This is a genomic window from Mesorhizobium sp. AR02, from assembly GCF_024746835.1.
In the GTDB taxonomy this organism is placed as follows: domain Bacteria; phylum Pseudomonadota; class Alphaproteobacteria; order Rhizobiales; family Rhizobiaceae; genus Mesorhizobium.
Genome location: NZ_CP080531.1, coordinates 4,427,383 through 4,450,749 on the forward strand (window position 1 = coordinate 4,427,383; position 23,367 = coordinate 4,450,749).

19 protein-coding genes and 6 pseudogenes are annotated in these 23,367 nt (G+C 59.7%); 11 read left to right on the forward strand and 14 right to left on the reverse strand.

What is annotated here, in order from left to right; translation table 11 throughout:
* Nucleotides 1-17: 17 nt before the first annotated feature.
* The 4 genes and pseudogenes from DBIPINDM_RS25485 to tnpA (DBIPINDM_RS25500) form a co-directional block, all read left to right on the forward strand.
* Nucleotides 18-1,118 (forward strand): annotated as a pseudogene (locus DBIPINDM_RS25485) (toll/interleukin-1 receptor domain-containing protein); the annotation flags it as partial.
* A gap of 100 nt (nucleotides 1,119-1,218) precedes the next feature.
* On the forward strand, nucleotides 1,219-3,636 hold the full coding sequence (locus tag DBIPINDM_RS43445; RefSeq protein WP_323806033.1) for a WD40 repeat domain-containing protein: 2,418 nt from the start codon (nucleotides 1,219-1,221) through the stop codon (nucleotides 3,634-3,636).
* Nucleotides 3,637-4,569 carry a WD40 repeat domain-containing protein gene (locus DBIPINDM_RS25495; RefSeq protein ID WP_416361709.1) on the forward strand — a complete coding sequence of 311 codons (933 nt, stop codon included), beginning with the start codon at nucleotides 3,637-3,639 and terminating at the stop codon, nucleotides 4,567-4,569.
* A 233-nt stretch (nucleotides 4,570-4,802) separates the two neighbouring features.
* Nucleotides 4,803-5,049: pseudogene (gene tnpA, locus DBIPINDM_RS25500) on the forward strand (IS66-like element accessory protein TnpA); the annotation flags it as partial.
* Nucleotides 5,050-5,188: 139 nt separating this feature from the next.
* On the opposite strand, the gene tnpC (DBIPINDM_RS25505) reads toward tnpA (DBIPINDM_RS25500), so the two are convergent.
* Genes tnpC (DBIPINDM_RS25505) through tnpA (DBIPINDM_RS25515) form a run of 3 tightly spaced genes read right to left on the reverse strand, consistent with a single transcriptional unit; the run spans nucleotide 5,189 to nucleotide 7,622 of the window.
* A complete protein-coding gene (tnpC, locus tag DBIPINDM_RS25505) occupies nucleotides 5,189-6,760 on the reverse strand; it encodes an IS66 family transposase (protein ID WP_258581801.1) in 1,572 nt (523 codons plus the stop codon).
* 54 nt (nucleotides 6,761-6,814) lie between these two features.
* Nucleotides 6,815-7,168 (reverse strand): IS66 family insertion sequence element accessory protein TnpB, encoded by a 354-nt coding sequence (tnpB, locus tag DBIPINDM_RS25510; RefSeq protein WP_014761846.1) that lies wholly within the window; start codon nucleotides 7,166-7,168, stop codon nucleotides 6,815-6,817.
* Nucleotides 7,149-7,622, reverse strand: a complete 474-nt coding sequence (gene tnpA, locus DBIPINDM_RS25515; RefSeq protein WP_258580855.1) for an IS66-like element accessory protein TnpA — start codon at nucleotides 7,620-7,622, stop codon at nucleotides 7,149-7,151. The genes tnpB (DBIPINDM_RS25510) and tnpA (DBIPINDM_RS25515) overlap by 20 nt, the downstream gene beginning before the upstream one ends.
* A gap of 125 nt (nucleotides 7,623-7,747) precedes the next feature.
* Between tnpA (DBIPINDM_RS25515) and DBIPINDM_RS25520 the strand changes: the two are divergent.
* From DBIPINDM_RS25520 to DBIPINDM_RS43665, 4 genes and pseudogenes are all read left to right on the forward strand, one after another.
* Nucleotides 7,748-7,870, forward strand: a pseudogene (locus DBIPINDM_RS25520) (IS66 family insertion sequence element accessory protein TnpB); the annotation flags it as partial.
* Nucleotides 7,851-8,204 (forward strand): IS66 family insertion sequence element accessory protein TnpB, encoded by a 354-nt coding sequence (gene tnpB / locus DBIPINDM_RS25525; protein WP_014761846.1) that lies wholly within the window; start codon nucleotides 7,851-7,853, stop codon nucleotides 8,202-8,204. The pseudogene DBIPINDM_RS25520 and the gene tnpB (DBIPINDM_RS25525), both read left to right, overlap by 20 nt.
* Before the next feature lie 54 nt (nucleotides 8,205-8,258).
* Entirely contained in the window at nucleotides 8,259-9,830 is a 1,572-nt protein-coding gene (gene tnpC / locus DBIPINDM_RS25530; RefSeq protein WP_258581801.1) for an IS66 family transposase, read from the forward strand.
* A 119-nt stretch (nucleotides 9,831-9,949) separates the two neighbouring features.
* A pseudogene (locus DBIPINDM_RS43665) lies at nucleotides 9,950-10,087 on the forward strand (hypothetical protein); the annotation flags it as partial.
* A gap of 77 nt (nucleotides 10,088-10,164) precedes the next feature.
* Here the strand turns inward: DBIPINDM_RS43665 and DBIPINDM_RS25535 are convergent.
* From DBIPINDM_RS25535 to DBIPINDM_RS25575, 9 genes and pseudogenes are all read right to left on the reverse strand, one after another.
* Nucleotides 10,165-10,854 carry a recombinase family protein gene (locus DBIPINDM_RS25535; protein ID WP_258581802.1) on the reverse strand — a complete coding sequence of 230 codons (690 nt, stop codon included), beginning with the start codon at nucleotides 10,852-10,854 and terminating at the stop codon, nucleotides 10,165-10,167.
* Between the two features lie 126 nt (nucleotides 10,855-10,980).
* Entirely contained in the window at nucleotides 10,981-12,258 is a 1,278-nt protein-coding gene (locus DBIPINDM_RS25540) for a PBSX family phage terminase large subunit (RefSeq protein WP_258581803.1), read from the reverse strand.
* A gap of 18 nt (nucleotides 12,259-12,276) precedes the next feature.
* A complete protein-coding gene (locus tag DBIPINDM_RS25545) occupies nucleotides 12,277-12,693 on the reverse strand; it encodes a hypothetical protein (RefSeq protein ID WP_258581804.1) in 417 nt (138 codons plus the stop codon).
* Between the two features lies 1 nt (nucleotide 12,694).
* Nucleotides 12,695-13,069 (reverse strand): annotated as a pseudogene (locus DBIPINDM_RS25550) (DNA methyltransferase); the annotation flags it as partial.
* A gap of 27 nt (nucleotides 13,070-13,096) precedes the next feature.
* Nucleotides 13,097-14,806: pseudogene (locus DBIPINDM_RS25555) on the reverse strand (ParB N-terminal domain-containing protein); the annotation flags it as partial.
* 306 nt (nucleotides 14,807-15,112) lie between these two features.
* A complete protein-coding gene (locus DBIPINDM_RS25560) occupies nucleotides 15,113-15,451 on the reverse strand; it encodes a helix-turn-helix domain-containing protein (protein ID WP_258581805.1) in 339 nt (112 codons plus the stop codon).
* A 103-nt stretch (nucleotides 15,452-15,554) separates the two neighbouring features.
* A complete protein-coding gene (locus DBIPINDM_RS25565) occupies nucleotides 15,555-15,761 on the reverse strand; it encodes a helix-turn-helix transcriptional regulator (protein WP_258581806.1) in 207 nt (68 codons plus the stop codon).
* The gene (locus DBIPINDM_RS25570) at nucleotides 15,758-16,006 is read right to left on the reverse strand and encodes a helix-turn-helix domain-containing protein (RefSeq protein ID WP_258581807.1); all 249 of its coding nucleotides are present in this window, start codon (nucleotides 16,004-16,006) and stop codon (nucleotides 15,758-15,760) included. Before DBIPINDM_RS25570 ends, DBIPINDM_RS25565 begins: the two co-directional genes overlap by 4 nt.
* Before the next feature lie 121 nt (nucleotides 16,007-16,127).
* Nucleotides 16,128-16,784: a hypothetical protein gene (locus tag DBIPINDM_RS25575; protein WP_258581808.1), complete on the reverse strand. Its 657-nt coding sequence runs from the start codon at nucleotides 16,782-16,784 to the stop codon at nucleotides 16,128-16,130.
* 652 nt (nucleotides 16,785-17,436) lie between these two features.
* Between DBIPINDM_RS25575 and DBIPINDM_RS25580 the strand changes: the two genes are divergently transcribed.
* The 3 genes from DBIPINDM_RS25580 (at nucleotide 17,437) to DBIPINDM_RS25590 (ending at nucleotide 19,597) form a co-directional block, all read left to right on the forward strand.
* Nucleotides 17,437-17,874 carry a DUF2924 domain-containing protein gene (locus DBIPINDM_RS25580; protein ID WP_258581809.1) on the forward strand — a complete coding sequence of 146 codons (438 nt, stop codon included), beginning with the start codon at nucleotides 17,437-17,439 and terminating at the stop codon, nucleotides 17,872-17,874.
* Nucleotides 17,875-17,963: 89 nt separating this feature from the next.
* Nucleotides 17,964-19,205 carry a recombinase family protein gene (locus DBIPINDM_RS25585; protein ID WP_318036899.1) on the forward strand — a complete coding sequence of 414 codons (1,242 nt, stop codon included), beginning with the start codon at nucleotides 17,964-17,966 and terminating at the stop codon, nucleotides 19,203-19,205.
* On the forward strand, nucleotides 19,202-19,597 hold the full coding sequence (locus DBIPINDM_RS25590) for a hypothetical protein (RefSeq protein WP_258581810.1): 396 nt from the start codon (nucleotides 19,202-19,204) through the stop codon (nucleotides 19,595-19,597). The genes DBIPINDM_RS25585 and DBIPINDM_RS25590 overlap by 4 nt, the downstream gene beginning before the upstream one ends.
* Before the next feature lie 70 nt (nucleotides 19,598-19,667).
* Here DBIPINDM_RS25590 and DBIPINDM_RS25595 read toward each other — a convergent pair whose 3' ends face one another.
* Complete coding sequence (locus DBIPINDM_RS25595) at nucleotides 19,668-21,482, reverse strand: hypothetical protein (protein WP_258581811.1); 1,815 nt, start codon at nucleotides 21,480-21,482, stop codon at nucleotides 19,668-19,670.
* Nucleotides 21,479-23,254, reverse strand: coding sequence for a hypothetical protein (locus tag DBIPINDM_RS25600; RefSeq protein ID WP_258581812.1), 1,776 nt, complete (start codon nucleotides 23,252-23,254; stop codon nucleotides 21,479-21,481). Before DBIPINDM_RS25600 ends, DBIPINDM_RS25595 begins: the two co-directional genes overlap by 4 nt.
* Nucleotides 23,255-23,367: the final 113 nt, after the last annotated feature.

Genomic DNA, 23,367 nt, shown 5'->3' on the forward strand with positions numbered 1-23,367 from the left:
AGCTCGCGGTGGGGGCGATGGGGCGGTCCAAGGCAAAGTTGCAGGCAACAGCTTCGGTTTCGAGGCTGCCGCTTCTTTTTCTCAGCCATTCCGGGATTGATTCGGACGCGGCGCGCCGCCTGAAGGGTCTGATTGAAGCGAGCGTGTCGGCGCGCGAGGTAGGGCTTCGGGTCTGGTTGGACGGTGAGGGTAGCCTCGTTCCGGGGGCGCAGGGCTGGCAGGACCAGCTCGAGCAGGCGATTGATCGCGATTGCACGGCGTTTGCGGTCTACGTCGGCTCGAAGGGCGTGGTGAACTGGGTCGAGCGGGAGGTCCGGCTCGGTCTGTCGCGGGCGACGCGCGATCGCATTCCCTTCATTCCTATCCTGGCGGGCGAAGTGCGATCGGAGGCGCTGCCTCCGTTTGCGCGGCTCTACCAGGCGGTGCGCGACCCTTTGGGCAAGCCTGACGAACTGATACGCCTCATCAGTGCGGTCGTAGGAGGCGACGGATCGATAGTCGTCGTCGACAATCCTTTCGTCGGCCTTCGCGCCATGACGGAGGCCGACGCCAATCTGTTCTTCGGGCGTGAGAGCGAGCTCGATGACCGGGCCGCCAGCGGCAAGCTGGCCGAATACGACAGGCTGGCCGGTGAGCAGACTCTCGTGGGCAAGCTGCAACGAAGCCGCTTCGTTGCGGTGGTCGCCGACAGTGGGTCGGGCAAGTCGTCTTTGGTCCAGGCCGGCCTGATCCCGCGCTTCCGCGGTGGCGCCTTCGGTGCCCGCAACGGGCTCGAGCCGGAGGGGCGGGTCTGGCATGTCGTGGTGATGCGTCCGGGCGCCTCGCCCATCGAGCGCTTGCGCAAGGGGGTGATCGAGGCGTCGGAGAAGCTGTCGCTGACAATCGAGCAGAAGGCGGCGCTTTGGGACCGGATCGACGGAGACAAGCCCAACCAACTCGCCCTGGCGCTGCAATGCAATCTGCCGGCCGCGACGACCGAGACCCTGCTCGTCGTCGATCAGTTTGAGGAACTGTTCACCCAGACGCCGGAGCCCTTGCGCAAGCCCTTTATAGACTGGCTGCTGAGCCTGCTCGCCCCCGGAGCCGCCCTGGGCTTTCGGATCGTCCTGACCATCAGGTCCGACTATTTCAATCTGTGCTCCGCGCATGAAGCCCTGTTTGTGCTGCTGGGGCGCCAGGAGTCGCTCTTCCGCCTTAAGCAGATCTCGTACCGAGGGCTTGGCAGCGATTGTCAGGGAGCCCCTCAAGCTGGCCGGCCGTACCGATACGGACGAGCAGGACGCCCTGATCAAACAGATCCGGCAACAGGTCAGCGACCGGCCCGGCGATCTGGCCCTGGTGCAGATGGCGCTCTACACGTCCTGGACCAGGCGAAAGAAGCACGGCGACGATCTGGTTCAGAGCTTCGTGGCGGTCGGTGGTGTGGCGGGCGCACTCGCCACAGTGGCCGAGGAAGTGCGCACGCAGAAGCTCAATGCCGACGAACAGCGCCTGCTCGAGGCGATCCTTGTCCGATTGATCGTCTTGGGTGAAACCGCAGGTGCCACGCGACGAACCGCCCGGTTCGAAGAGTTCGGTGCGGAGGGCGAGCCAAAGCGGGCCCTCATCGGCAAATTGGCCGAGGACGACTATGGCCGCCTGCTGCTAACGGGGACAGATACCGTCGAGATCTGCCACGAGCAATTGGTGACGCAGTGGCCCTGGTGGCAGGACTGGATCAACCGCCACGCTCCCAACATGCGCCGTCTTGCGCGACTGATGGGTAAGGCAAGCGATTGGAGCGACGTTCAAGAAGAAGATCGCTCAAAATACCTGGCAACCGGAGCCGACCTTGAGATTTTCACTGGCTTTCTAGCGCAACGGGCTAACTGGCTTTCGGAAGATGAAAAGGGCCTGGTTCGGACGAGTCAGGAAGCACAGGAGAAGATCGAGCGGCGCAGCCGCCTGTTGGTAGGCATAGCCGCAGTTACAGCTGTTCTTTTTGCCGCGGTTGCAACCTTCGCAGGGATTCAATGGCATGAAGCCAAAATACAAGAAGATGTTGCGAACCGGCAGCGGGCAGTCGCGGAGGCCGAGCGCGACAGAAGCAATCTTCTAACCGAAAAAGCCAGAATCGCCGCAGCAAGAGAGAAGCAGGCGGCAACGCTGGCTCTAAAAAACCAGACCTCGGCGCTCGCGGCCCTTTCGAGTGCAGCGTTGGCTGACGATGCGACCGACGCGATGAAGCTCGCGCTCGCGGCGTGGCCGCGGGATGTAGCCGACCGAACGCCCATGCTCAAAGTCACACTCGGCGCGATCAGCAATGCACTGCTGACGCCACACCTCATTAAGAGGTTGCGGGCAGGAGGCGAAGTGAGTCGCATAGCCTGGGACGCGGATGGAACGCTTAAGGCAACAGCGGTTGATGACCTTACAGGACGAGTCTGGGATGTCGTAACAGAAAAAGAGATTGCGGTAGTCGCGGGGCACAAGGGCCAGTTCTGGAACTCTACGTGGAGCCCGGATGGGGCGCGATTGGCTGCGGCGTCCTGGGACAACACCGTCTGGGTATGGGATGGTGCGACGGGCCGGGAGATCACGGTCCTCAAGGGACATGAGAGCCAAGTCACCGACATTGCCTGGAGCCCGGACGGGACGCAGCTGGCGACAGCATCTGACGACAACACGGGCCGCGTGTGGGATGGCACGACGGGGCAGGAGATCGCGGTCCTCAAGGGGCATGGGAAGCGAGTCAATCAAATCACCTGGAGCCCGGACGGGACGAGGCTAGCGACAGCGTCCTGGGACAATACAGGCCGTCTGTGGGATGCCTCGACGGGCCGGGAGATCGCGGTCCTTAACGGGCACGCGGCAGGGGTCGATCAAATTGCTTGGAGCCCGGACGGGACGCGGCTGGCGACGGCGTCTGATGACAACACGGGCCGGGTGTGGGATGGCGCGACGGGCCGGGAGATCGCCGTTCTCAAAGGAGCCGGAATCACAGTTGCTCGAATTGCCTGGAGTGCGAACGGAACCCGGCTGGTAACCGTGCCAAAAAACGATCCTAGATCTCAAGACTACGTGGTACGGATCTGGGATCCTGTGACCGCTAACGAGGTCGCAAATTTGGATGGTCACCAGTTGGGTGTCAATGTCGCAGTCTGGAGCCCGGATGGATCACAGGTTGCGACTGCGTCCGATGATGGAACGGTTCGGGTGTGGGATACTTTTACTGGCAATCAACTATGGATACTTAGATTTCAGTTCGGTTCGGAAGGTATCAATCGTCTTGAATGGAGTCTTGACGGATCGCGACTGGCGGCCATATCTGAGGATTCTGTGATCAACGAATGGGATATGGCAACAAACCACGGGGTCTTGGCACTCAACGGGCACAAGGATTCAGTCTTGCAGGTTGCCTGGAGCCCGGATGGGACCCGGCTGGCGACGGCGTCCAGCGATAAGACGGGCCGGGTGTGGGACGCCGTTTCCGGCAACCAGATCGCGGTGCTCGCAGGGCACGCCGACGAAGTCTCGAATGTCTCATGGAGTCCGGACGGGAAGCGGTTGGCAACGGCTTCCAAGGACAAAACTGCCATCGTATGGAATGCAGTGTCGGGCGAAAAGGAAACTGTGCTTGGGGAGCACACAGATTAAATGAATTGGGTTGCATGGAGTTCGGACGGATCGCTCATAGCCACGGCCTCTGGCGACATTCTTGACTCGAAGGATAGCACGGTTCGTATTTGGGATGCCGCTACAGGCCGAGAAACAAATGTTCTCAGCGATTATGCTGGGGCCATCGTGCATGTCGAATGGAGCCCAGTTGGCAACCGTCTAGCGACAGCTTCAGAAGATGGCACAGGCCACGTTTGGGACGCCGCCAGCGGAGGCGAGGTCATCCTAAAGGATGATATGGGAGCTGTCAGATTCATAACATGGAGTCGGGACGGAACACGGTTGGCAACGGCATCAACCGATCAAACCGTACGTGTCTGGAATGCCGCAACCGGCAAGGTAACCGCTGCGCTCCATGAGCAATTTGAGATCTCAAACATTGCTTGGAGTCCCGACGGGACGCGGTTGGCGGTCGCAACCGGCAGTATACTCGATAATGGCGGTGCAATCCGCATATGGGATGTCGCAAGTGGAAGGGAAATCGCGGTTTTCGAAGACGACCAAGGTGTGTTCCTTCATGTTGAGTGGAGCCCCGATGGAACGCGGCTCGCGACCGCGTCCGGTAATTTGTTGATGGATCCGATCCATAGTCTCGGCAAGGTATGGGATGCGGCGACGGGCAAGCAAATCGCTCGACTTGTCGGGCACAGTAAAGCGATTGTTGACATCGTTTGGAGTCCGGATGGGACGCGGCTAGCAACCGCTTCGTTCGATGGTACCGCGCGTGTATGGAATGCACGATCAATCATTCTCGGCAATCTCTTCGAGATCGCCTGCGCGCATCTGGTGGATACGGATGTCACTGGGCTTGCCAGGGACTACGGTATTGTCATCGACCGGCCGATTTGCGAGAAGCCCTCCGAAATACCACTGCCGCCCTGGACCTCCGATTGGGATAAAGCGGCGCAATGAAGGCGCCAGCGCAATCGCTTGTCTTCACTGGCTTATGATCGACCTGCCGGAGCGGCCTGGCTGCCAGCCATTCTGCGCGCCTTGTGCCGCGATCACCCTTACGTTCGCATCGAACTCGAGGTAGCGCTTTCCCATGTGATCGAAGAGAAACGTAAGCGCGAATTTCCCCGCACCTTTTGCTGTTGAGTGCTCTGATGCATGAGGTGTCCACCCAAATAGGTGGACACCTTGTGATGGAAGAAGATGATCAGAAATTGCAGGTAAGGCTTGTTGGTCGGAACGGGCGACGCCGATACGACCCTGCATCGAAGGACCGTCTTGTCTCGGCCTGCCTTGAGCCTGGCGTGTCGGTATCGAGGCTTGCGCTCGAACATGGGGTCAATGCGAACCTTCTTCGGAAGTGGATAAAGAAGCGCACTGAGACCCAGTCCCTCCCGCCGTCCTCATCACCGGCGTTCATCCCGGTTCAGATTGAAAGCACTTCCGATCGGGTCTTGCTGCGACAGAGCAGCATGGCTGCGGTGGATTTGCCGGCGACCTGTGATGAAGGTAAGCGCTCATTTCCCCGCACATTGACGGCCCTTGCAACAACTGATCGCTTTCAGACGGACGCGTCGGGTCAGGCTGCGGCGGCTTTGAGGAAGTTGAAGGGCAGGAGATCGTCGATAGCCACGTTCTCGGGGCGCTGAGGCAGTTCAGTGAGGACGTGGCGCAACCACGCTAACGGCTCGACGCCACAGGCGCGGCAGGTTAACATCAGGCTGTAGACGATGGCGCTGGCCTTGGCTCCGTCGACAGTATCGCTGAACAACCAACTCTTCCTGCCAGTTGCAAAAATCCTGATGTCGCGCTCCAGAAGATTGTTGTCGATCGGCATGCTGCCGTCCTCGGTGTAACGCGTCAGATATCCCCATTGGTTCAGGGTGTAGGAGACGGCGTCGCCGAGCTTGCTGTCCGGCAAGACTTTTGGGGCGATGTCGTCGAGCCATGCCTTGAGAGCATGGAGGATGGGGACACTATGTTGCTGGCGGAAGCGGCGAATGCAGTGATCTCGCGTTTCGCCGTCATCGGGGATTTCGTTCCGCGCCTGCCTTTCAACTCGGTAGAGCTGTTCGAAGAACCGGAGTGCCTGTTCCGGCGGCCCGCCGCCTTTCTTCCTCGCCTTTAGGGCATCGACGAAGCGCCGCCTGGAATGGGCCATGCATCCAAGATGCGTTGCCCCTTCCAGCGTGCGCCAGGCGGAATAGCCGTCGCTCATCACGATGCCGCGGTAATCGCCGAGGAAGGCCTGCGGGTGTATCTGGCCGCGGCCCGGCTGATATTCGAGCAGCACGATCGGCTCGTCACTGTCCTGGCCGCTCCGGTATGCCCACATGTACGAGGTGCTGGCGGCCTCTCTGTCCATTTCCTTCAGCACCTGGACCGTGGTCTCGTCACCATGGATGAGGGGCTGCGATCTGAGCCGCAGCTTCAGCGCGTCATAGATGCGGGAGAGATGCTTTTCGCTCGAGCCGATCACCCAGTGGCCCAGAGCGCCTCGGCTGACAGGAACGCCGGCGCGCTCGAATGCCTGCGCCAGGCGGTAGAGCGGTGTGCCGTCGACATACTTATGAACGAGCGCGAAGGCCAGCGTCGAGGCCGTAGCGATGCTGCCCGGCAAAGGTTGCGTGGGCATCGGCGCGGTCACGACCGGCGTGCTGATCCCGGTGCGGTCGCAATGACGGCAAGCATATTTGAACCGCACATTCTGCAGGACCTTCGCCTTCACCTCGATATGAAGTTGCTCGGTAACGGTCTCGCCCATGCGATGCATCTGGTGACGGCAGCAAGGACAAGCCTTCTGGGCGTCGGGAAGGTCATACTCGACACGCTCGCGCGGCAGGTTTTCCGGCAAGGCCTTGCGGCCGCGCTTCTTTCCCGTCGCCCCTTCGCTCGCCGGCAAGCCCGTGTCCGGCAGGACAACGACATCGCCATCTTCGTTGTCGGCGGCGTCCTCATCCGCGGCCTGTTCGGCTTCATTGAAGAGGCGGTCAATGTGTTTTTCACTGCGCGGCGCAAAACGATGCAGTCGTGCAAGCGCCAGCTCTTCCTCGAGTTTGACGACGCGTTCGGTGAGTTGACGGTTCTCCGCCCGAAGCGCAGCAATACGCGCCATCAACTCTTCAACAGTCGGTTCGCCGGGTCGATTCATCAGATTCTTGAATCGAAAGCATGCCGGCGCGTCAATCGCTCAATTCGAGAGCCCTCAACCGGCAACCTGATATTGCCGCACCGGATGGCGGACCATCGCATCGATATCGATGCCGTCGAGGATCCAGTGCAATTGCTCGGTCGTAAGCGTGACCACCGCTGCCTCCCGGCGCGGCCACCGGAACTTGTCCTCGGTCAGCCGCTTCAGGACCAGCACGAAGCCGGACCGGTCAAAGAACAAGAGCTTCATCCGGTCGCGACGGCGATTGCAGAAGGCAAAAACCGCTGGAGCAAACGGATCGAGCGCCATCGTCTCTTGGACCAGAACCGCAAGGCTGTTGATGCCGGCCCGGAAGTCGATCGGCTCGCGGTGCAGGTAGACTTTCAGGTCAGCGCCCAGTCTGAACATGACCCAGTGCTCCGATGGTCGCCGTCAATGCATCCACATCACCGCATTCCAGCGTCAACTTCACGCCGTTCGGCAGTGACGCGCTCACCTTGGCTGGAGAGGAAAAAAGCGCAGCCCTTTTGGCTTCCGACCCATGCACTTCATCACAGGTCGCCGGCAAATCCACCGCAGCCATGCTGCTCTGTCGCAGCAAGACCCGATCGGAAGTGCTTTCAATCTGAACCGGGATGAACGCCGGTGATGAGGACGGCGGGAGGGACTGGGTCTCAGTGCGCTTCTTTATCCACTTCCGAAGAAGGTTCGCATTGACCCCATGTTCGAGCGCAAGCCTCGATACCGACACGCCAGGCTCAAGGCAGGCCGAGACAAGACGGTCCTTCGATGCAGGGTCGTATCGGCGTCGCCCGTTCCGACCAACAAGCCTTACCTGCAATTTCTGATCATCTTCTTCCATCACAAGGTGTCCACCTATTTGGGTGGACACCTCATGCATCAGAGCACTCAACAGCAAAAGGTGCGGGGAAATTCGCGCTTACTGATGAAGTGCATGGGTCGGAAGCCAAAAGGGCTGCGCTTTTTTCCTCTCCAGCCAAGGTGAGCGCGTCACTGCCGAACGGCGTGAAGTTGACGCTGGAATGCGGTGATGTGGATGCATTGACGGCGACCATCGGAGCACTGGGTCATGTTCAGACTGGGCGCTGACCTGAAAGTCTACCTGCACCGCGAGCCGATCGACTTCCGGGCCGGCATCAACAGCCTTGCGGTTCTGGTCCAAGAGACGATGGCGCTCGATCCGTTTGCTCCAGCGGTTTTTGCCTTCTGCAATCGCCGTCGCGACCGGATGAAGCTCTTGTTCTTTGACCGGTCCGGCTTCGTGCTGGTCCTGAAGCGGCTGACCGAGGACAAGTTCCGGTGGCCGCGCCGGGAGGCAGCGGTGGTCACGCTTACGACCGAGCAATTGCACTGGATCCTCGACGGCATCGATATCGATGCGATGGTCCGCCATCCGGTGCGGCAATATCAGGTTGCCGGTTGAGGGCTCTCGAATTGAGCGATTGACGCGCCGGCATGCTTTCGATTCAAGAATCTGATGAATCGACCCGGCGAACCGACTGTTGAAGAGTTGATGGCGCGTATTGCTGCGCTTCGGGCGGAGAACCGTCAACTCACCGAACGCGTCGTCAAACTCGAGGAAGAGCTGGCGCTTGCACGACTGCATCGTTTTGCGCCGCGCAGTGAAAAACACATTGACCGCCTCTTCAATGAAGCCGAACAGGCCGCGGATGAGGACGCCGCCGACAACGAAGATGGCGATGTCGTTGTCCTGCCGGACACGGGCTTGCCGGCGAGCGAAGGGGCGACGGGAAAGAAGCGCGGCCGCAAGGCCTTGCCGGAAAACCTGCCGCGCGAGCGTGTCGAGTATGACCTTCCCGACGCCCAGAAGGCTTGTCCTTGCTGCCGTCACCAGATGCATCGCATGGGCGAGACCGTTACCGAGCAACTTCATATCGAGGTGAAGGCGAAGGTCCTGCAGAATGTGCGGTTCAAATATGCTTGCCGTCATTGCGACCGCACCGGGATCAGCACGCCGGTCGTGACCGCGCCGATGCCCACGCAACCTTTGCCGGGCAGCATCGCTACGGCCTCGACGCTGGCCTTCGCGCTCGTTCATAAGTATGTCGACGGCACACCGCTCTACCGCCTGGCGCAGGCATTCGAGCGCGCCGGCGTTCCTGTCAGCCGAGGCGCTCTGGGCCACTGGGTGATCGGCTCGAGCGAAAAGCATCTCTCCCGCATCTATGACGCGCTGAAGCTGCGGCTCAGATCGCAGCCCCTCATCCATGGTGACGAGACCACGGTCCAGGTGCTGAAGGAAATGGACAGAGAGGCCGCCAGCACCTCGTACATGTGGGCATACCGGAGCGGCCAGGACAGTGACGAGCCGATCGTGCTGCTCGAATATCAGCCGGGCCGCGGCCAGATACACCCGCAGGCCTTCCTCGGCGATTACCGCGGCATCGTGATGAGCGACGGCTATTCCGCCTGGCGCACGCTGGAAGGGGCAACGCATCTTGGATGCATGGCCCATTCCAGGCGGCGCTTCGTCGATGCCCTAAAGGCGAGGAAGAAAGGCGGCGGGCCGCCGGAACAGGCACTCCGGTTCTTCGAACAGCTCTACCGAGTTGAAAGGCAGGCGCGGAACGAAATCCCCGATGACGGCGAAACGCGAGATCACTGCATTCGCCGCTTCCGCCAGCAACATAGTGTCCCCATCCTCCATGCTCTCAAGGCATGGCTCGACGACATCGCCCCAAAAGTCTTGCCGGACAGCAAGCTCGGCGACGCCGTCTCCTACACCCTGAACCAATGGGGATATCTGACGCGTTACACCGAGGACGGCAGCATGCCGATCGACAACAATCTTCTGGAGCGCGACATCAGGATTTTTGCAACTGGCAGGAAGAGTTGGTTGTTCAGCGATACTGTCGACGGAGCCAAGGCCAGCGCCATCGTCTACAGCCTGATGTTAACCTGCCGCGCCTGTGGCGTCGAGCCGTTAGCGTGGTTGCGCCACGTCCTCACTGAACTGCCTCAGCGCCCCGAGAACGTGGCTATCGACGATCTCCTGCCCTTCAACTTCCTCAAAGCCGCCGCAGCCTGACCCGACGCGTCCGTCTGAAAGCGATCAGTTGTTGCAAGGGCCGTCAATGTGCGGGGAAATGAGCGCTTACAGAGAAACTCTATTCGGGCGCGCTCGACATGGCGCTCGCCTCCTGCGAGATGCCGAATTCGAAATTCGTTGCCCTGCCGCTCGAGACCGTTGACTTCGTGTGGATGTGCAGCCCTGAGATCGAGCAGCCTCCCGATGTGGTGACGTCCAAGGTGCTGGCTGAACTGCCGGTGATCGCGACCTCACGCGAATGGCAATTCCGCGGCTCGATCCTCGCCTGGCTGATGGCCAACGAGGTGCATTTCCGCGCCAAGGAAATTCCCCCCTATAAAAGCAGGTTCGCAGGAGATTGCCGCGCCAAAATATTACGCACGTTGGACACTTGCCAGCGGCCGCCTCTGGCTGTGCGAACGCCGCGGTTATTCAGGGCGATGGCAAGGCCCCGCAGGCTGGTGACGCCAGAACGTTGAATGGACACGATGATCGGCAGCACCGACTGGGCAAACCGGTCAGCTTCATCGATCGATATCTTCCGGCCCCTTGCTGCAGCCTCGGCCGTGTTGGTTGGATTGCCGAGTTTCATGCCGGTTGTCTTGCGCGAGGCGAGGGCGGCTTTGGTGCGTTCCGAGATCAGGCGGCGCTCCTTCTCGGCCAAGGCGGCGTAAAGGTGCAGCATGAACGGATCCGCATCGGTGCCGAGCTCCGCGACGATGAACGGCACGCGTTGAACCATCAGGCCCGCAATGAAGGCGACGTCCCGCGACAGTCGGTCGAGCTTGGCCACGACGACCGGGCATTTGGCCTGGCGGGCCAGGGCGAGGGCGGCTGTCAGTTGCGGGCGTCGATCGAGGGCGTCCGCGCCCTTTCCGGTTTCGACCTCGGTAAACTCATGAATGATGCTCATGCCTTCGACTTCGGCAAAGCGTGCGACGGCAGCGCGCTGCGCCGCGATGCCCAATCCTGAGCGTCCCTGGCGCTGGGTTGAGACCCGGTAATAGGCGACCGCGCTCGTCATGCTGCTGTTTCCTCGGGGTGTTCAAACTGCAAACCACCGTTTGCAGTTTGCTCACAAGCGGCAAACAGGCAAGTTGCGTACGGAAAAAATGGTTAGAATTGAAGGGATTAACCTGACAGTTCGAATTCAGACGATACTCAGCGCCAGCGCCTTGGCACGTGTGTTGGCGGGGAGCTTGCCGGGCACTTCATGCGCCACGCACATGAGCCCGAAGGCGTCAGCGCCGTGGCTCGACCAGTCGTGGTCAGGTCCAAGTCCGATATTGCGCGCCTCATCATATTTCTCGTGGTACCAGCCCAATGCATCGAGGCCTGCGGCACAACGGTCGGCATCGAACCATATCGATGGGAACAGGCGCCTTCCAGCCTCGACGCGCTTCAGCGCGGCACCCTTGCCCTGGTTGGGGATCGTCTGCACCGCGAAGCCAGCTTGGCGGATATGGTCTTCGAACCTGACCGCCGTGACGGCGTCTTCACGGTTTCCATCATGCGGCAGATAGCAGGTTGCCGCTGCATAGCCTTTCGTGCGCAGCCATTCGAGATGGATCGCCAGCGGCTGCCTCACCGCCTCGTAGTAGTCGACAACCCTGATCTCGTGGCCGATGAATTGGGCGATCCAGATGGATGTCGCGTCCCTGATGCCAATGTCCCAGAACGCTTTGATTGGCATCAAAGGGTCGAGCGAGAGTTTCCCGATGCGTCGATCGGCTCTCGCCTGGGCAAGGGACCCTGCGTAGTAGGCGCCAGACAGCACCGATGCATAGTCGCCTTCCCAGATGTGCGGATACTGATCCGGGTTTGTGCGCAGGCAGTCCTTGCGCTCCTGTTCAAGTTCGACCGGAAACCATGGATTGTCGGACCAGTTGGCGCGAACGACGGTTGCTGCGGTCGGCAACTCACCGCTGCGCAGCATGACATCGACGGGATCGGCCTTTCGGCGCGGGTTCCAGGAGAACCAGAGCTCCGAGCCCGGGGCGCGGATGGTGGGCCGCAGCAGCGCCAGCGACGTGGTCGAGAGCGTCTGCGCCTCCTCCACCCAGGCCCGCCCGAAGCCTTCAAGGGATTTGATAGACTCTGCCGTATGGTCCTGCATGCCCTGGAAGGCAATGACGCCGTCACCAGGCGTCTCGATAACTTCGCGAAACACCTTGAAGCCGTCTGCTTCTCCCAAGCGATACTGGGCCAGTTTGTCCTCCAGTAGACGTTTGGCAGATTCCTTGAGGCTCTTCTGCACCTCGCGGATACAGACTGATCGAAGGCCTCTTTCCGCCAGGCTGTCCTCGATCAGTAGCCCTCCAAAGAAATGCGACTTGCCCGAACCACGCCCGCCATGTGCGGCCTTGTAACGGGCAGGGGCGAGCAGGGACTGGAAAACGCTCGCCGTCTCAATCTGGAGGACGGACACTGTATCTCTCGATCTCGATCATCCGGTGCCTCGGTTCAGCCACGCGGGATCCGTGCTCACGAGCGCGAGACCGCGATTTGCCTTCAGTTTCTCCGGATCTGATGGGGAGACGATTATGCGGCTGATGGTCTGGATCGGGTCGCCACTGTGCTCGTTGATGATCGTTTCCTTCCAGCCCATGCGGGTCTTGGCCCAGAAGATCGCTGCAGTAACGGATTGAGGACCTTCGCCTGTGGCTTTGCGAAAGAGGCTTTGCGCCACCGCCGAATTGGCCTTGGTATGGCCAATCCTGAGTTCTTGCCGGTAGTGCTTGCGCAGTGTCTTGGGATCAACAGCGATCATGTCGGCGATACCCGTTTCGGGCACGCCATAGCCGGCCAGAGCTTCGACCTGGCGACGTGATGCTTCGTCTGGCTTGTGACCGGGTCTTGCCATCTCAGGCAGCCCCCAGGGCGCGATCGGCGGCGACGTCAGTGTAGCAGCGGCCATCACCTTCCAGTACCGCTGCTTGCCCTACAAACGCCTGCCAGCGAAGCACCGAGACATCGACGTAACCCGGGTTGAGTTCAATTGCATGGCAGCAGCGGCCGGTCATCTCAGCGGCGATGATCGTGGTGCCGGAACCGCAGAACGGCTCGTAGACGGCCTGGCCAGCAGAAGAATTGTTCTCGATCGGACGCCGCATGCATTCGACGGGCTTCTGCGTACCGTGGCCGGTCTCGGACTTGCGGTGCGGAATGGCCCAGACGGTGGTCTGTTTGCGATCGCCCGCCCAATGGCCCTTCCTGCCCTTCCTCACGGCGTACCAGCAATTGTGCGTAATCAGCCCGTCAGCAACGTAGTGGAGGTCTCGGTCCACATCCATGGAATAAACGGGGCCACTGAAGGGTGTCGCATCATTGCCGGTGACGGTAGCCCAAGAAAACTCGTCGCCCGAAACTGGCATAGGAAGCTCCATTATCTGAGCGAAGATATTGCAGGCCCTTACAAGTCGCGTCGCCTTGCGCGAGAACATCAGCCGCTCACCACCTGTGATGAGCGGTTGATCACGCTCCAGACGATGATCCCGAAGCAGCAACGTTGCGCGCGCTGCGAGCGCACTCAGAGAAAGGCTAGCGTAAATGGCGGCGATCATCTCCGGCGACCGCACGCGCTCGGACGCTGTCGCCCAGCTGTCAACTTCCCAGTGTGTTGTCGGGATGCCGTATCTGCACGAGAGAACCTGCTCAGCGCACTGCGCCTGGCAGGGGGTGTCATGAACCGAAATGATCCACGCCTCCTCGCCCTTGTTGCCGGCAAGGCGAGTGGAAAGACCGAAGCCGCGTGAATTGAATAGGCTCACACGCCCAACGCGCCACCAGTTGCCGCGGCGCATAAGGTAAACCACCTGCTTGTTTGCGGCATCAGGGTTCAGGCGCACAGAAAAGCGGTGCTCTGGGGTGGCACGAGTTACCCGCCCGGCGGCCGAGATCGAGTGCATCATGCCGTCGAACTGACGTTCACCGAACCGAGTGATCTCCCGGCCCCGGCGGCGAACGACGCTCTCGTAGGGGTTATACGAAACCACGAAGTCGCCTTTACGGAGAGTCTCGATAGGCACTGCTTCAGTTTTTGCTGGTTGGGCGCCAGCGCCGCGCTCGACCACCTTCTGGACCATCGTACCGGCGGGCTGGCACGGCTCGTGCTGCCAGTGATAGTCGCCCCGGCCGATGACCAGCCGGGTCTTATCCCAGATGATCTGGGCTCGCACGGCGAACCCACTGGCTTCGAGGCTGGTGACGACAGAGGCCGAATGAAGGGCGGCGTGCCAGACGTACATGACGTCGCCGGGGAACAGTGCCCATGCCTCGCGCCAATCCGAGCGGTCGTCATTCAGGACTGTTCCGGTTGCCAAACCTTCGGTGGGAATACCAAGGCGCTCCCGCCAGGCCGGGTCATAGCTGACGCCATAGGGCGGGTCCGTCACCAGAAGGTGAGGCTTCACACCGGTGAGCACGCGCTCGACATCGTTGGCGTTAGTGCTGTCGCCGCAGATCAGCCGGTGCTTGCCCAGGATCCAGACGTCGCCGGAGAAGGTGATCGGTCGTTCCGGCTGTTCAGGGATGTCATCAGGATCGGTCAGGCCAGGATTGGCGGCGCTGGTGAGGGCCGCAATCTCGATCTCGTCAAAGCCAGTCAGCGATAGGTCGAAGCCGAAGTCGCCTAAGTCGGCGAGTTCCAGCCCGAGCAACTCGCTGTCCCACCCGGCATTGAGCGCCAGCTTGTTGTCGGCGATGACCAAGGCTCGTTTCTGGGCCTCGCTCAGGCCGGCGAGTTCGATCACTGGGACCTCACGCATTCCGAGCTTTTTGGCCGCAAGCAACCGGCCATGACCGGCTATGATACCGTTCGTCCCGTCGACAAGGATCGGGTTCGTCCAGCCGAACTCGCGGATCGAAGCCGCGATCTGCGACACCTGGGCTTCGGAATGGGTGCGGGCATTTTTGGCAAACGGGATCAGGCCCGATGCTGGCCGATAGCTGACTGCAACGGCTGCTTCGTTGCCCATGCCCTGATTCTACAGCGGCGGAAGCCACGCTGTAAGAACGACATTTCCCGACATTGTTGCGCTAAGTTACTCGGCAGCGCGATGATCGTCGGCTCACTCAAGAAGGCGCCGGGTGAGCGAGCGCCGAGGGCCTAGTCTACAAGGTAAGCGAATATTTCTGTCGCCGGATTTTGCGGACTGCAGTGTTCTTTGTTCAATGCCTTCTTATTAAGGTGTAGCGTTGAGGTGTTTACAGTCATTCAGATGACCATCACGACCGTCACCCATTTGCCGGTCATCGGGAATTGACCGTCATCTCAATGCCGATCAGGCCTTGGGACGAGCGCGGGTTTTGCGCTCCTCTCTCCTGGCTTCGTTAAGCGAAATTTGACGGTCCAGAACCGCGTTGATGTGCTTACTCTCGAAGCTGTACGAATTGGCCGTGCGCCGGTTCGGGCGCCACTTCCGCAACCAACCGTGGTGCACCAGACCGGCTATGCAAGCGCGCACTGAGCGTTCCTTCATCCCGATCTGACTGCCCAGACGGTCCTGTGACGGGAAGATCGCACCTGTCTCGGCGTTGGCATGTTGCAACAGCCGGAATGCCACCCGAAACTCGCCAGCGGTGACCCGACGATCCATCGATATCGCATCGAGCAGGTCCAACTTTCTGCTCGTATGCTCGCGAATAGATTCCGCCGAAACGTTCATTTGATCCACACGGTGCTTCTGCGGTTCGAGATTCCCCGGCCGAAATCTGCCGAAGACGTCATTCCCACGAGCCGAGAATCGAGGAATGTGTCTCGGCGCGACGGCGGCGCTCGCAAGCCTCAACGTCAACTACCGAGTACCCAATCTTGCCGCCGAGCTTGTGATAACTCGGTCCGGTCTTGAGGTAGCGCCAGCGCTCGAGTGTCCTAGGGCTTAGTCGCCAGCGGTCGGCCAGTTCCTGCTGGCTGAGGTAAACGGGGGTCATTGTGGGCCCCCCCATTTCGAATGGCGCTTGTGCTGGACATCAAGATCGACGTCGTCATCGACTCGTCCAACTTCTGCGGCCGGTAAGGAGCGCACGAAGGCATCCAACTCGTCGGCAAGGATCAGGATGCGCTTTCCGGACTTGCGTGGAACAAGCCTCTTCTCGGCAAAAAGCCGGTAGAATGACGATCGCGAGATCCCGGTGCGCTTTATGGCTTCGGAAAGAGTCAGGGATATTTCGGACATTTAAATATCCGCTGGCCGTATTCGCCGCCAGCACGCAGCCGAGCACCTTTGCTCAGATGCTTGGTGATATTCCGTGGTGTACCGACAAACATGGGGGCCGATACGCGCGAATTTCGATGACCTATCGGCCCCCTTGTGCGGCCCATGAATTGGCCTCAGCAGCCACCGCCTTCAGACGCTCGGCCAGGGCGGTTGGAGTATCGACCTTTTCGTGAAGCGAGAGCACTTCAGTACCATTGGCGGATTGGATTGCGATGGGCAATTTGACGGAGCGAAAGCAGAGGTTCAACGCATAGATGAATTCGGAAAAGGGTGACGCCATTTTTTCCGGCGCATCGAGAGCGTCGTCAATTGTAGCCTGCTTGAAGGGGCTGATCGGGTGTCCTGCTGACTTTGCCCAATCCCGTAACTGCCAAAGAAAATCTCGAAATGCGCTGCCAGGCGCGAAGCCGACCTCTTGGTCCTGCTTGATAGCACTCCCGACGCGATCCATGCTGAGGACGAGGCCGTGCGCAACGTTCATAAGCACGCTTGCGTTTAGATTGACGAGTACAGGTGAATTGGATGGCTCGAATTGGCCTTCGTTTGGCATCACCCAGACATGCTCGCGCTGTACCGATATGAAGATGGACTCGTACGAGTCCGCTAATAGGGCCTCCAAAGCATTGGCAGCGTCATCATTGCCGAGCAACCCGCCTTCGGCAAAACGAACGAACGGCCCGACGGCTTGTTGAATTTCTTCAAATTTGATCCGGGTCTTTGATCTCGGTTCGCTCACGAGCTCCCAAACTTTGCCCCTCAGAAACTGGTTTGCGATTACTCGCACTTTTCGACGGTCGACAGTCCGCAGAGTTACGCCGTAAATTTCCTGCAACCGTTCAAACTCTCGCTCTGATATCCGCACCGTTGGATACGGTCCTGAATAGCTGACATTCGAGAGTCTCTTTGGGATGGGGGCCATCTCAGGGGCAGTCCCACTCAGATGAGCCCGTGGCGGGATCGAGTTTTGGGCCGTTTAAGTGCACGTACACTCTGCATCTCAACGGCATAGGACTCCCTCGGTGCGTCCCTCGCTTCGATGGCTGTGAGTGCTAAAGGAAGCCCCTCGGACCTGCGCACGATTACAGTTCTTTTCGCGGCGCTCCACAGCAATTCGCTGGTGACTGGAGCAGCTGATTTCGATGGTTAAAGCTCGACTACCAAGAGCTGCCGGAATCGAAACAAATGCCAGGCCCAAACCCCCTTCATCCGGATCTGATGGAGGCCGCCGAGCGCCGCCACGAATTGGTCGCGATCATTGTCGCGGGGCTCATGCGTCTTCGAGTCCGACAGTCAAGCAGACTATCTCCGGAGTTGGAGAATAGTTTTGTCGACTTCGTTCCCAACCAGAGCGGTGGTGCCGTCGAAACTTTGGCGACGGAGATTGCTTGATGACCGACAATGTGCTGGCCCGCCTGGCCGAACTGAAGACGATGGACATCGGCGCGCTCAAGGCCAAATGGCGCGACCTCTTCACCTCGGAGCCGCCACCCTACAATAGGAAGTTCCTGGAGAGCCGGCTCGCCTATCGCATCCAGGAACTGGCCTACGGCGGATTGAAGCCCGAGACCGTGAAACGGCTCGCGGCATTGGCCGAGCAGCTGGAGCCTCGGCGCTCTGGCGCCAGGAAAGACAACATGCCGGTTACGGGCACGCGGCTGCTGCGTGAATGGCAGGGCGTACAGCACATCGCCACAGTGCTGATCGACGGCTTCGAGTATCAGGGTCGCCCCTACAAGTCGCTCTCCGCGATTGCGCGGACGATCACCGGGACGCGCTGGAATGGCTGGCTGTTTTTCGGCTTGCGAAGCCAGAAAAGTAACGGGTGACGACGATGACACTGCCCCCGCAAAAGCAAGTCATCAGAAAACTCCGTTGCGCGGTCTACACGCGTAAATCGAGCGAGGAGGGACTCGACATGGAGTTCAACGCCCTCGACGCCCAGCGGGAGGCCTGTGAGGCTTACGTGGCCAGCCAGCGAGCGGAGGGATGGGTTCCCGTGCCCGACCGCTACGACGACGGCGGCATCTCCGGTGGAACGCTGGAACGGCCGGCGCTGAAGCGCTTGCTTAAGGATATCGAGTTCGGGCTGGTCGACGTGGTCGTCGTCTACAAGATCGATAGGCTCTCCCGTTCGCTGACCGACTTTTCGAAGCTCGTTGAGATCTTCGAGGCCAATGACGTCACCTTCGTGTCGATCACCCAATCATTCAACACTACAACCTCGATGGGCCGGCTCACACTCAACATCCTGCTGTCCTTCGCACAGTTTGAGCGTGAGGCGATTGGCGAGCGCATCCGCGATAAGTTCGCCGCGTCGCGGCGCAAGGGCATGTGGATGGGAGGCAACGTGCCGCTCGGCTACCGCGTCGAAAGCCGCAAGCTGATCATCCAGGAGGACGAGGCCGCAACAGTGCGCATGATCTTCGACAGGTTTCCCTCCGTTGGCTCGGCGACGACGCTTGCACGAACGCTCAACGCCGAGGGTGTGACCAGCCGCGGTGGCAGGCCCATCGACAAGGGCTATCTCTACAAGCTGCTGAGCAACCGGGTCTACATCGGCGAGGCCGTCCACAAGGGCACGAGCTATCCCGGCGAGCACCAGGCAATCATCAGCCTCGATCTGTGGAACAAGGTGCGATCGATCATTGCCGAGGACCCGCGCAAACGAGCAGGGCATTGTCGCCGGCAGACACCGGCATTGCTCAGGGGACTGATCTTCGCGCCGAACGGCTATGCCATGACGCCTGCCCACACCCGGAAGAAGGGGCGTCTGTACCGCTACTACGTCACCACCAGTGTGCAGAAGCTCGGCCCTGAAACCTGCTCGGTGAAACGGCTGCCAGCTGCCGAGATCGAGGCTGTAGTGATCGACCAGGTGAGGAAGATGCTTCGCCAACCGGAGATCATCGTGAAGACTTGGGCAGCTGCAAGAGTCGAGGACGACGCAGTCACCGAGGGAGAGGTTCGCGACCGTCTTGTCGAGTTCGACGTACTCTGGGACGAACTCTTTCCAACGGAGCAGGCTCGTATCATTCAGCTGTTGGTCGAGCGCATCGAGGTCGATGTCGATGGCATCTCCATCCGCCTGCGAACCGAGGGCATGACAAGCCTCGTGGCAGAAATGCGGGCGCAGGCGACCCTTGGGCGGGCCGCATGATGATGGGCACCGAACTGAGCGATGACGGCAAGATCCTCACCGTTCAAATTCCAATGGCCATTCGCAAGCGTGGCGGCCGCAAGCTCGTGATGTCGCCGAACACTATCGAGGGATGGGCGCCGACACGTCCGCGCATCGACAGTACGCTGCTGCGCGCCGTGATCCAGGCCTTTGCGTGGAAGCACCAACTGGAGACCGGTCAGTTCGCCACGATCTCCGAACTGGCCGAGGCCAGGAAGCTCGACCGGTCATTCATATCCCATATCCTTCGACTAACGTTGCTGGCCCCGGATCTGGTCGAGGCAATTCTCGACGGGCGCCAGCCTCCGACGATGCAATTGCAGCAGCTGGTGCGAGGCTTTCCGGTTGAGTGGGAACGGCAGCTCCCCTGACGAACGTCAGCAGTTTCTAGGTTTCAGGTTCGCGCCGCTAAGCTGACAGCCAGGTATATCGGCTGAACGATCAAAACGGGCCAGAATAATCCTCCGCGTTAGTATCAGCGCCGGGTCCAGGGGTAGCCGGCGTCGATGCTGATCGCTTAATTGCCTGGAGAAGGTCCCGCCAGACATGGGCTGGCACCGGCAGGCGATGACTGCGGCAAGCGGTGAGCAGAATCGGCCAGTGACCGAACTCGATGACCGACAAGGCATCGTAGTGGCCATTGGATTTGACCTCCTCGATTACGAAATCTAGCGTATCGCGGGTGCCCTCGGTCACCGGAATTCCTGTCAGGGCAGCTCCATGATCCCCGTTGCCCAGATAGAGGTTCGCCTCGCTGTCCTCATCCGGAAGCCAAGTCTGGAACGTGCAGTCGCCAAGCGCCTTTGCCTTGAAATCTGAAATCTCGTCGATCACTTGTTGATAGCCGCGGGCCGCGGCCCACAGCGCCAGCATGGGATAGAGGATGCTGGCTTCGCTAGACTGCCGGCGATATTCTTCGCTGCGCTCGGCAGGATGCTCGACGAGATCCCAATACGAACGGCTGGTCGTGGGGTACGCGCCGTGCGACATATACGCGAAGATGATGCGGCTGGTCAGTCCCTCAAGCCATTGGTCGATCGCGCCATGAAAGCGCTCTCGCGTCGCCAGCAGCGTAAATGCAAGCGAGATATCAATCGCTTGCCAGTCGCCGATTGGCGACAAAAGGGCGCGGTTATTCGAGACAATTTCGACGAGCTGGTTGCACAGAGTGTCGATCCGCTCGACGAGAATTCTGTTTATTTCGGCAAGTGCCGATGGATGTGCCGCTAGCACTGCGTCCGTCAGTACCACCGGTTGCCGACCTGGCGACAACTGCCAAACCATCCAAAGTCCGCGCAGAGCGAGCCGGCCGACCAGCTCGAACAATTTGATATTGATATCGATCGAGGCATGGGAGTGGATCGCCGTCGAAAGAGCATGGCGTGTAGCGGCGAACGGTAAAATCTTCTTGGTAAACAGCTCTTCCCATATGGCGAAATGAAGCTCGATCATCTCACTCAGAACGAGACTTGCATCTTCCGCGGCTCGCCCTGTGCGCACGACATCAGTGCGAAGTAGGTGCCACACTACCAGCAGCGCGCGCTCGCTTGCACGATAGGGCGCTTCAACATCGTCAGCCTCACGCCCCCAAACGAACATGATCCACAGGCATATATTGATCAGCCGTGCCTGCGAAAGCCGAATGGCTGGGCGATCACCTGGGGTCGCGATCAGCGCGCGCAGCAGCCGTTCGAAATGGTTCATTGAAATATCAGGCTCCTCGACCATCGCAACGGCCTTCCGCAGATGGCTGCGCAATGGCGCCGCCAGCAGTTCCTCACGCAGAATGCCGTCAAGGATGACTTGCGCCAGGATGTCACCGTTCCATTCCTCGAAACTGATTTTTTCCGTTGTGTTTCGACGGATATAGCCGGTTACCTCGGCCCGCACCTGCTCATCGATCGCCCCACCGAAGCAGAGGCAGATTGCGATCGGCAGATCAGAGTGTTCGGGTGGTATTCGACTGGTCACATAGACATCAAGGATTTCATCGAGCGATGGTCGCAAGCTTTGCGGTGACGCGGTATTCCATTCCCCCCGATCGAGGTCGCCAGACTTGACGGAAAACAGGTGAACGCGCCGCACGCCATCTCGCCCTTTGCCGACCGCGCCTACATCGACGCCATATTGTCGTGTGCCCCGGCCTGGTCGTGAATAGACGACAAAGCCGAGTTCTGTCAGCAAATCAGGAAGCACCGCGTCGAGTTCGCCGCGCTCGCGCAGCGACGCAAGATATTCGCGGATCACGAGCTTCATGGCGCGACCTTCATCGTGCGAAACACGCGAAGGGCATAGTTGAGTTCGAAAGGCTCTATAATATCGAGCCGCGGCGCTTCGAAGCTATGGCTAAGGCTATGCAGTTGCATCTCATTGCGATGCTTTTTCCCGTCCGGATCTTGGAAATAGCTGATCGAGCGAGTGCCGTAGAGTAGCACCGAACGCGACACCAACGACATGAGGACCGACCTCTTTGCGCCCTCCTTGTGCACTCGACGCATCAATCGTTCCTGCTTATGACTCTCGATCATCCGCTCGCGCTCCGACGGCCGCAATTCCTTGATCAGTCCCACTCGGCGAAGGCCCTCAAGATAGGAATCAAGCCGAGCTAGGAGACGTTCGATTGTTGGCAATGCGGGATCGGTGCTCACGGCCGCCTTTGCCTTCAGCCAGTCGGAAAGGGCGCCGGAGAAGTTGATAAGCAGTGGCTCGAAGAGGATCTCTTCGATTGCCTGCCGTCCTTTGGCCGAGGCTGTTCGCACCAGCGATAGTGCGATCGAGGCTGCGGTGATCGGCTGCAAAAAAAGATAGCCGATTGCGCGATGCGCCAGGACGATAGTTTCATTTTCCGTAAGGCTGAGCGCGGCTGCATCGAACTCAAGGACCAGCGCGTCACCATGATGGTCGCCGACGAGATTGCGCGCTGCCTCGCCGAGGTTGCGCTCAAAACTGAGCAACCATGTCGATATGATCTGCGCTAGGCGTTCATGATCCAGCTGTAGTAGACCATGCGCAAACCCATCAAGCTGTTCGAGCGAGCTTAGCTCTTCGTGCGCAGAAAGGATGGGCACAATCAGCGCAAGAGCCTCGTCTACTCGCCCGTGCCTAAGCAGCGTAGCCGATGCATTGCCGAGATATTTGATCGTGCCTTTATTCACGATGCGAATTTTGTGCGCGATTTTCGTCAACGCAGCGATGATCTCGGCCGGAAGTTCGTCGCCATGAAACACCAATGTTGAGACCGCGCGATGAATCGCCTGGTCGCCCACGCTCTCGGCGATCGCGTCGATCAGCCGGACCATTGCGAGGACTTCGGTGGGCGCCTTTCGTGCAATGTCGGCCGCAGCGGCAATAATTTGCCCGAGTAGATTGTCTTGGGCTCCAACTTTAGATGCGGCTTCTAGCGCTTTTAGCGAGCGCATTCGTTCCTCAGTTGTGACCGATGGAAGCGCTCCGATCGCCTTTGCTGCGCCCAATTGTGCGGGCAAATCTTGCCCGGCCAGAAATGTGATAGCTTGGTCCAGCGCAGCCTGCGGCTCCGTCTTGGCCAGTGCCACGAGCGCCAGAAAGACATAGGCTGCATCCTCGGGATCAGCGGGATCGATTGATGCAATCAGGACGCGTGCTCGGTCGTCGCTCTCCACCCATTTCCGGAAAGCGTCATTGGGCCAGCCGGAGGCCAAATCTTCGCCGCCACGCGCAACCAGCGCCTTCACCGCTGCCAGCATTGCCGGAACCGTGTCCACCAACTCGGGGATGATCTCGGCAAAGACGTTTTGAACAAGAAAAAAATCTTTCTGCGAAATTGGCGAGGTCGCGATCATGCGGGCGGGCTCAAGGACGTCAATCGCGCCGGTATTGTGCAGTTCGACCAATGTTGCGCGAAACGACACTCCTGATTCGTCGCCTCGATGCTGACGCATCCGTTCGACGAACAGCTGTGGAAGTTCTCCCGCAGCATAATATGACAATATCTTGTCGCCAAACGCCAAATACTTCGATCCTTCGGTCAGAATCGGCTCCTTTTTCATTCCTATGTATATTGCATGCATTTGGCACTTTCACCCGTCGGCGAAAGTTTTCCCCGACTAAGCAAATCAGGCGCATCGTCAATGGCTAACTTCCGGTGCGGAACAGACGCCGA

Coding starts and splice junctions, on each gene's coding strand:
- DBIPINDM_RS25495 (WP_416361709.1), top strand. CDS start 3,637: ATGAATTGGGTTGCATGGAGTTCGGACGGATCGCTCATAGCCACGGCC.
- tnpC (WP_258581801.1), bottom strand. CDS start 6,760: ATGAATCGACCCGGCGAACCGACTGTTGAAGAGTTGATGGCGCGTATT.
- tnpB (WP_014761846.1), bottom strand. CDS start 7,168: ATGTTCAGACTGGGCGCTGACCTGAAAGTCTACCTGCACCGCGAGCCG.
- tnpA (WP_258580855.1), bottom strand. CDS start 7,622: ATGGAAGAAGATGATCAGAAATTGCAGGTAAGGCTTGTTGGTCGGAAC.
- tnpB (WP_014761846.1), top strand. CDS start 7,851: ATGTTCAGACTGGGCGCTGACCTGAAAGTCTACCTGCACCGCGAGCCG.
- tnpC (WP_258581801.1), top strand. CDS start 8,259: ATGAATCGACCCGGCGAACCGACTGTTGAAGAGTTGATGGCGCGTATT.
- DBIPINDM_RS25535 (WP_258581802.1), bottom strand. CDS start 10,854: ATGACGAGCGCGGTCGCCTATTACCGGGTCTCAACCCAGCGCCAGGGA.
- DBIPINDM_RS25545 (WP_258581804.1), bottom strand. CDS start 12,693: ATGGCAAGACCCGGTCACAAGCCAGACGAAGCATCACGTCGCCAGGTC.
- DBIPINDM_RS25565 (WP_258581806.1), bottom strand. CDS start 15,761: ATGACCCCCGTTTACCTCAGCCAGCAGGAACTGGCCGACCGCTGGCGA.
- DBIPINDM_RS25570 (WP_258581807.1), bottom strand. CDS start 16,006: ATGTCCGAAATATCCCTGACTCTTTCCGAAGCCATAAAGCGCACCGGG.
- DBIPINDM_RS25580 (WP_258581809.1), top strand. CDS start 17,437: ATGACCGACAATGTGCTGGCCCGCCTGGCCGAACTGAAGACGATGGAC.
- DBIPINDM_RS25585 (WP_318036899.1), top strand. CDS start 17,964: ATGGAGTTCAACGCCCTCGACGCCCAGCGGGAGGCCTGTGAGGCTTAC.
- DBIPINDM_RS25590 (WP_258581810.1), top strand. CDS start 19,202: ATGATGATGGGCACCGAACTGAGCGATGACGGCAAGATCCTCACCGTT.
- DBIPINDM_RS25595 (WP_258581811.1), bottom strand. CDS start 21,482: ATGAAGCTCGTGATCCGCGAATATCTTGCGTCGCTGCGCGAGCGCGGC.
- DBIPINDM_RS25600 (WP_258581812.1), bottom strand. CDS start 23,254: ATGAAAAAGGAGCCGATTCTGACCGAAGGATCGAAGTATTTGGCGTTT.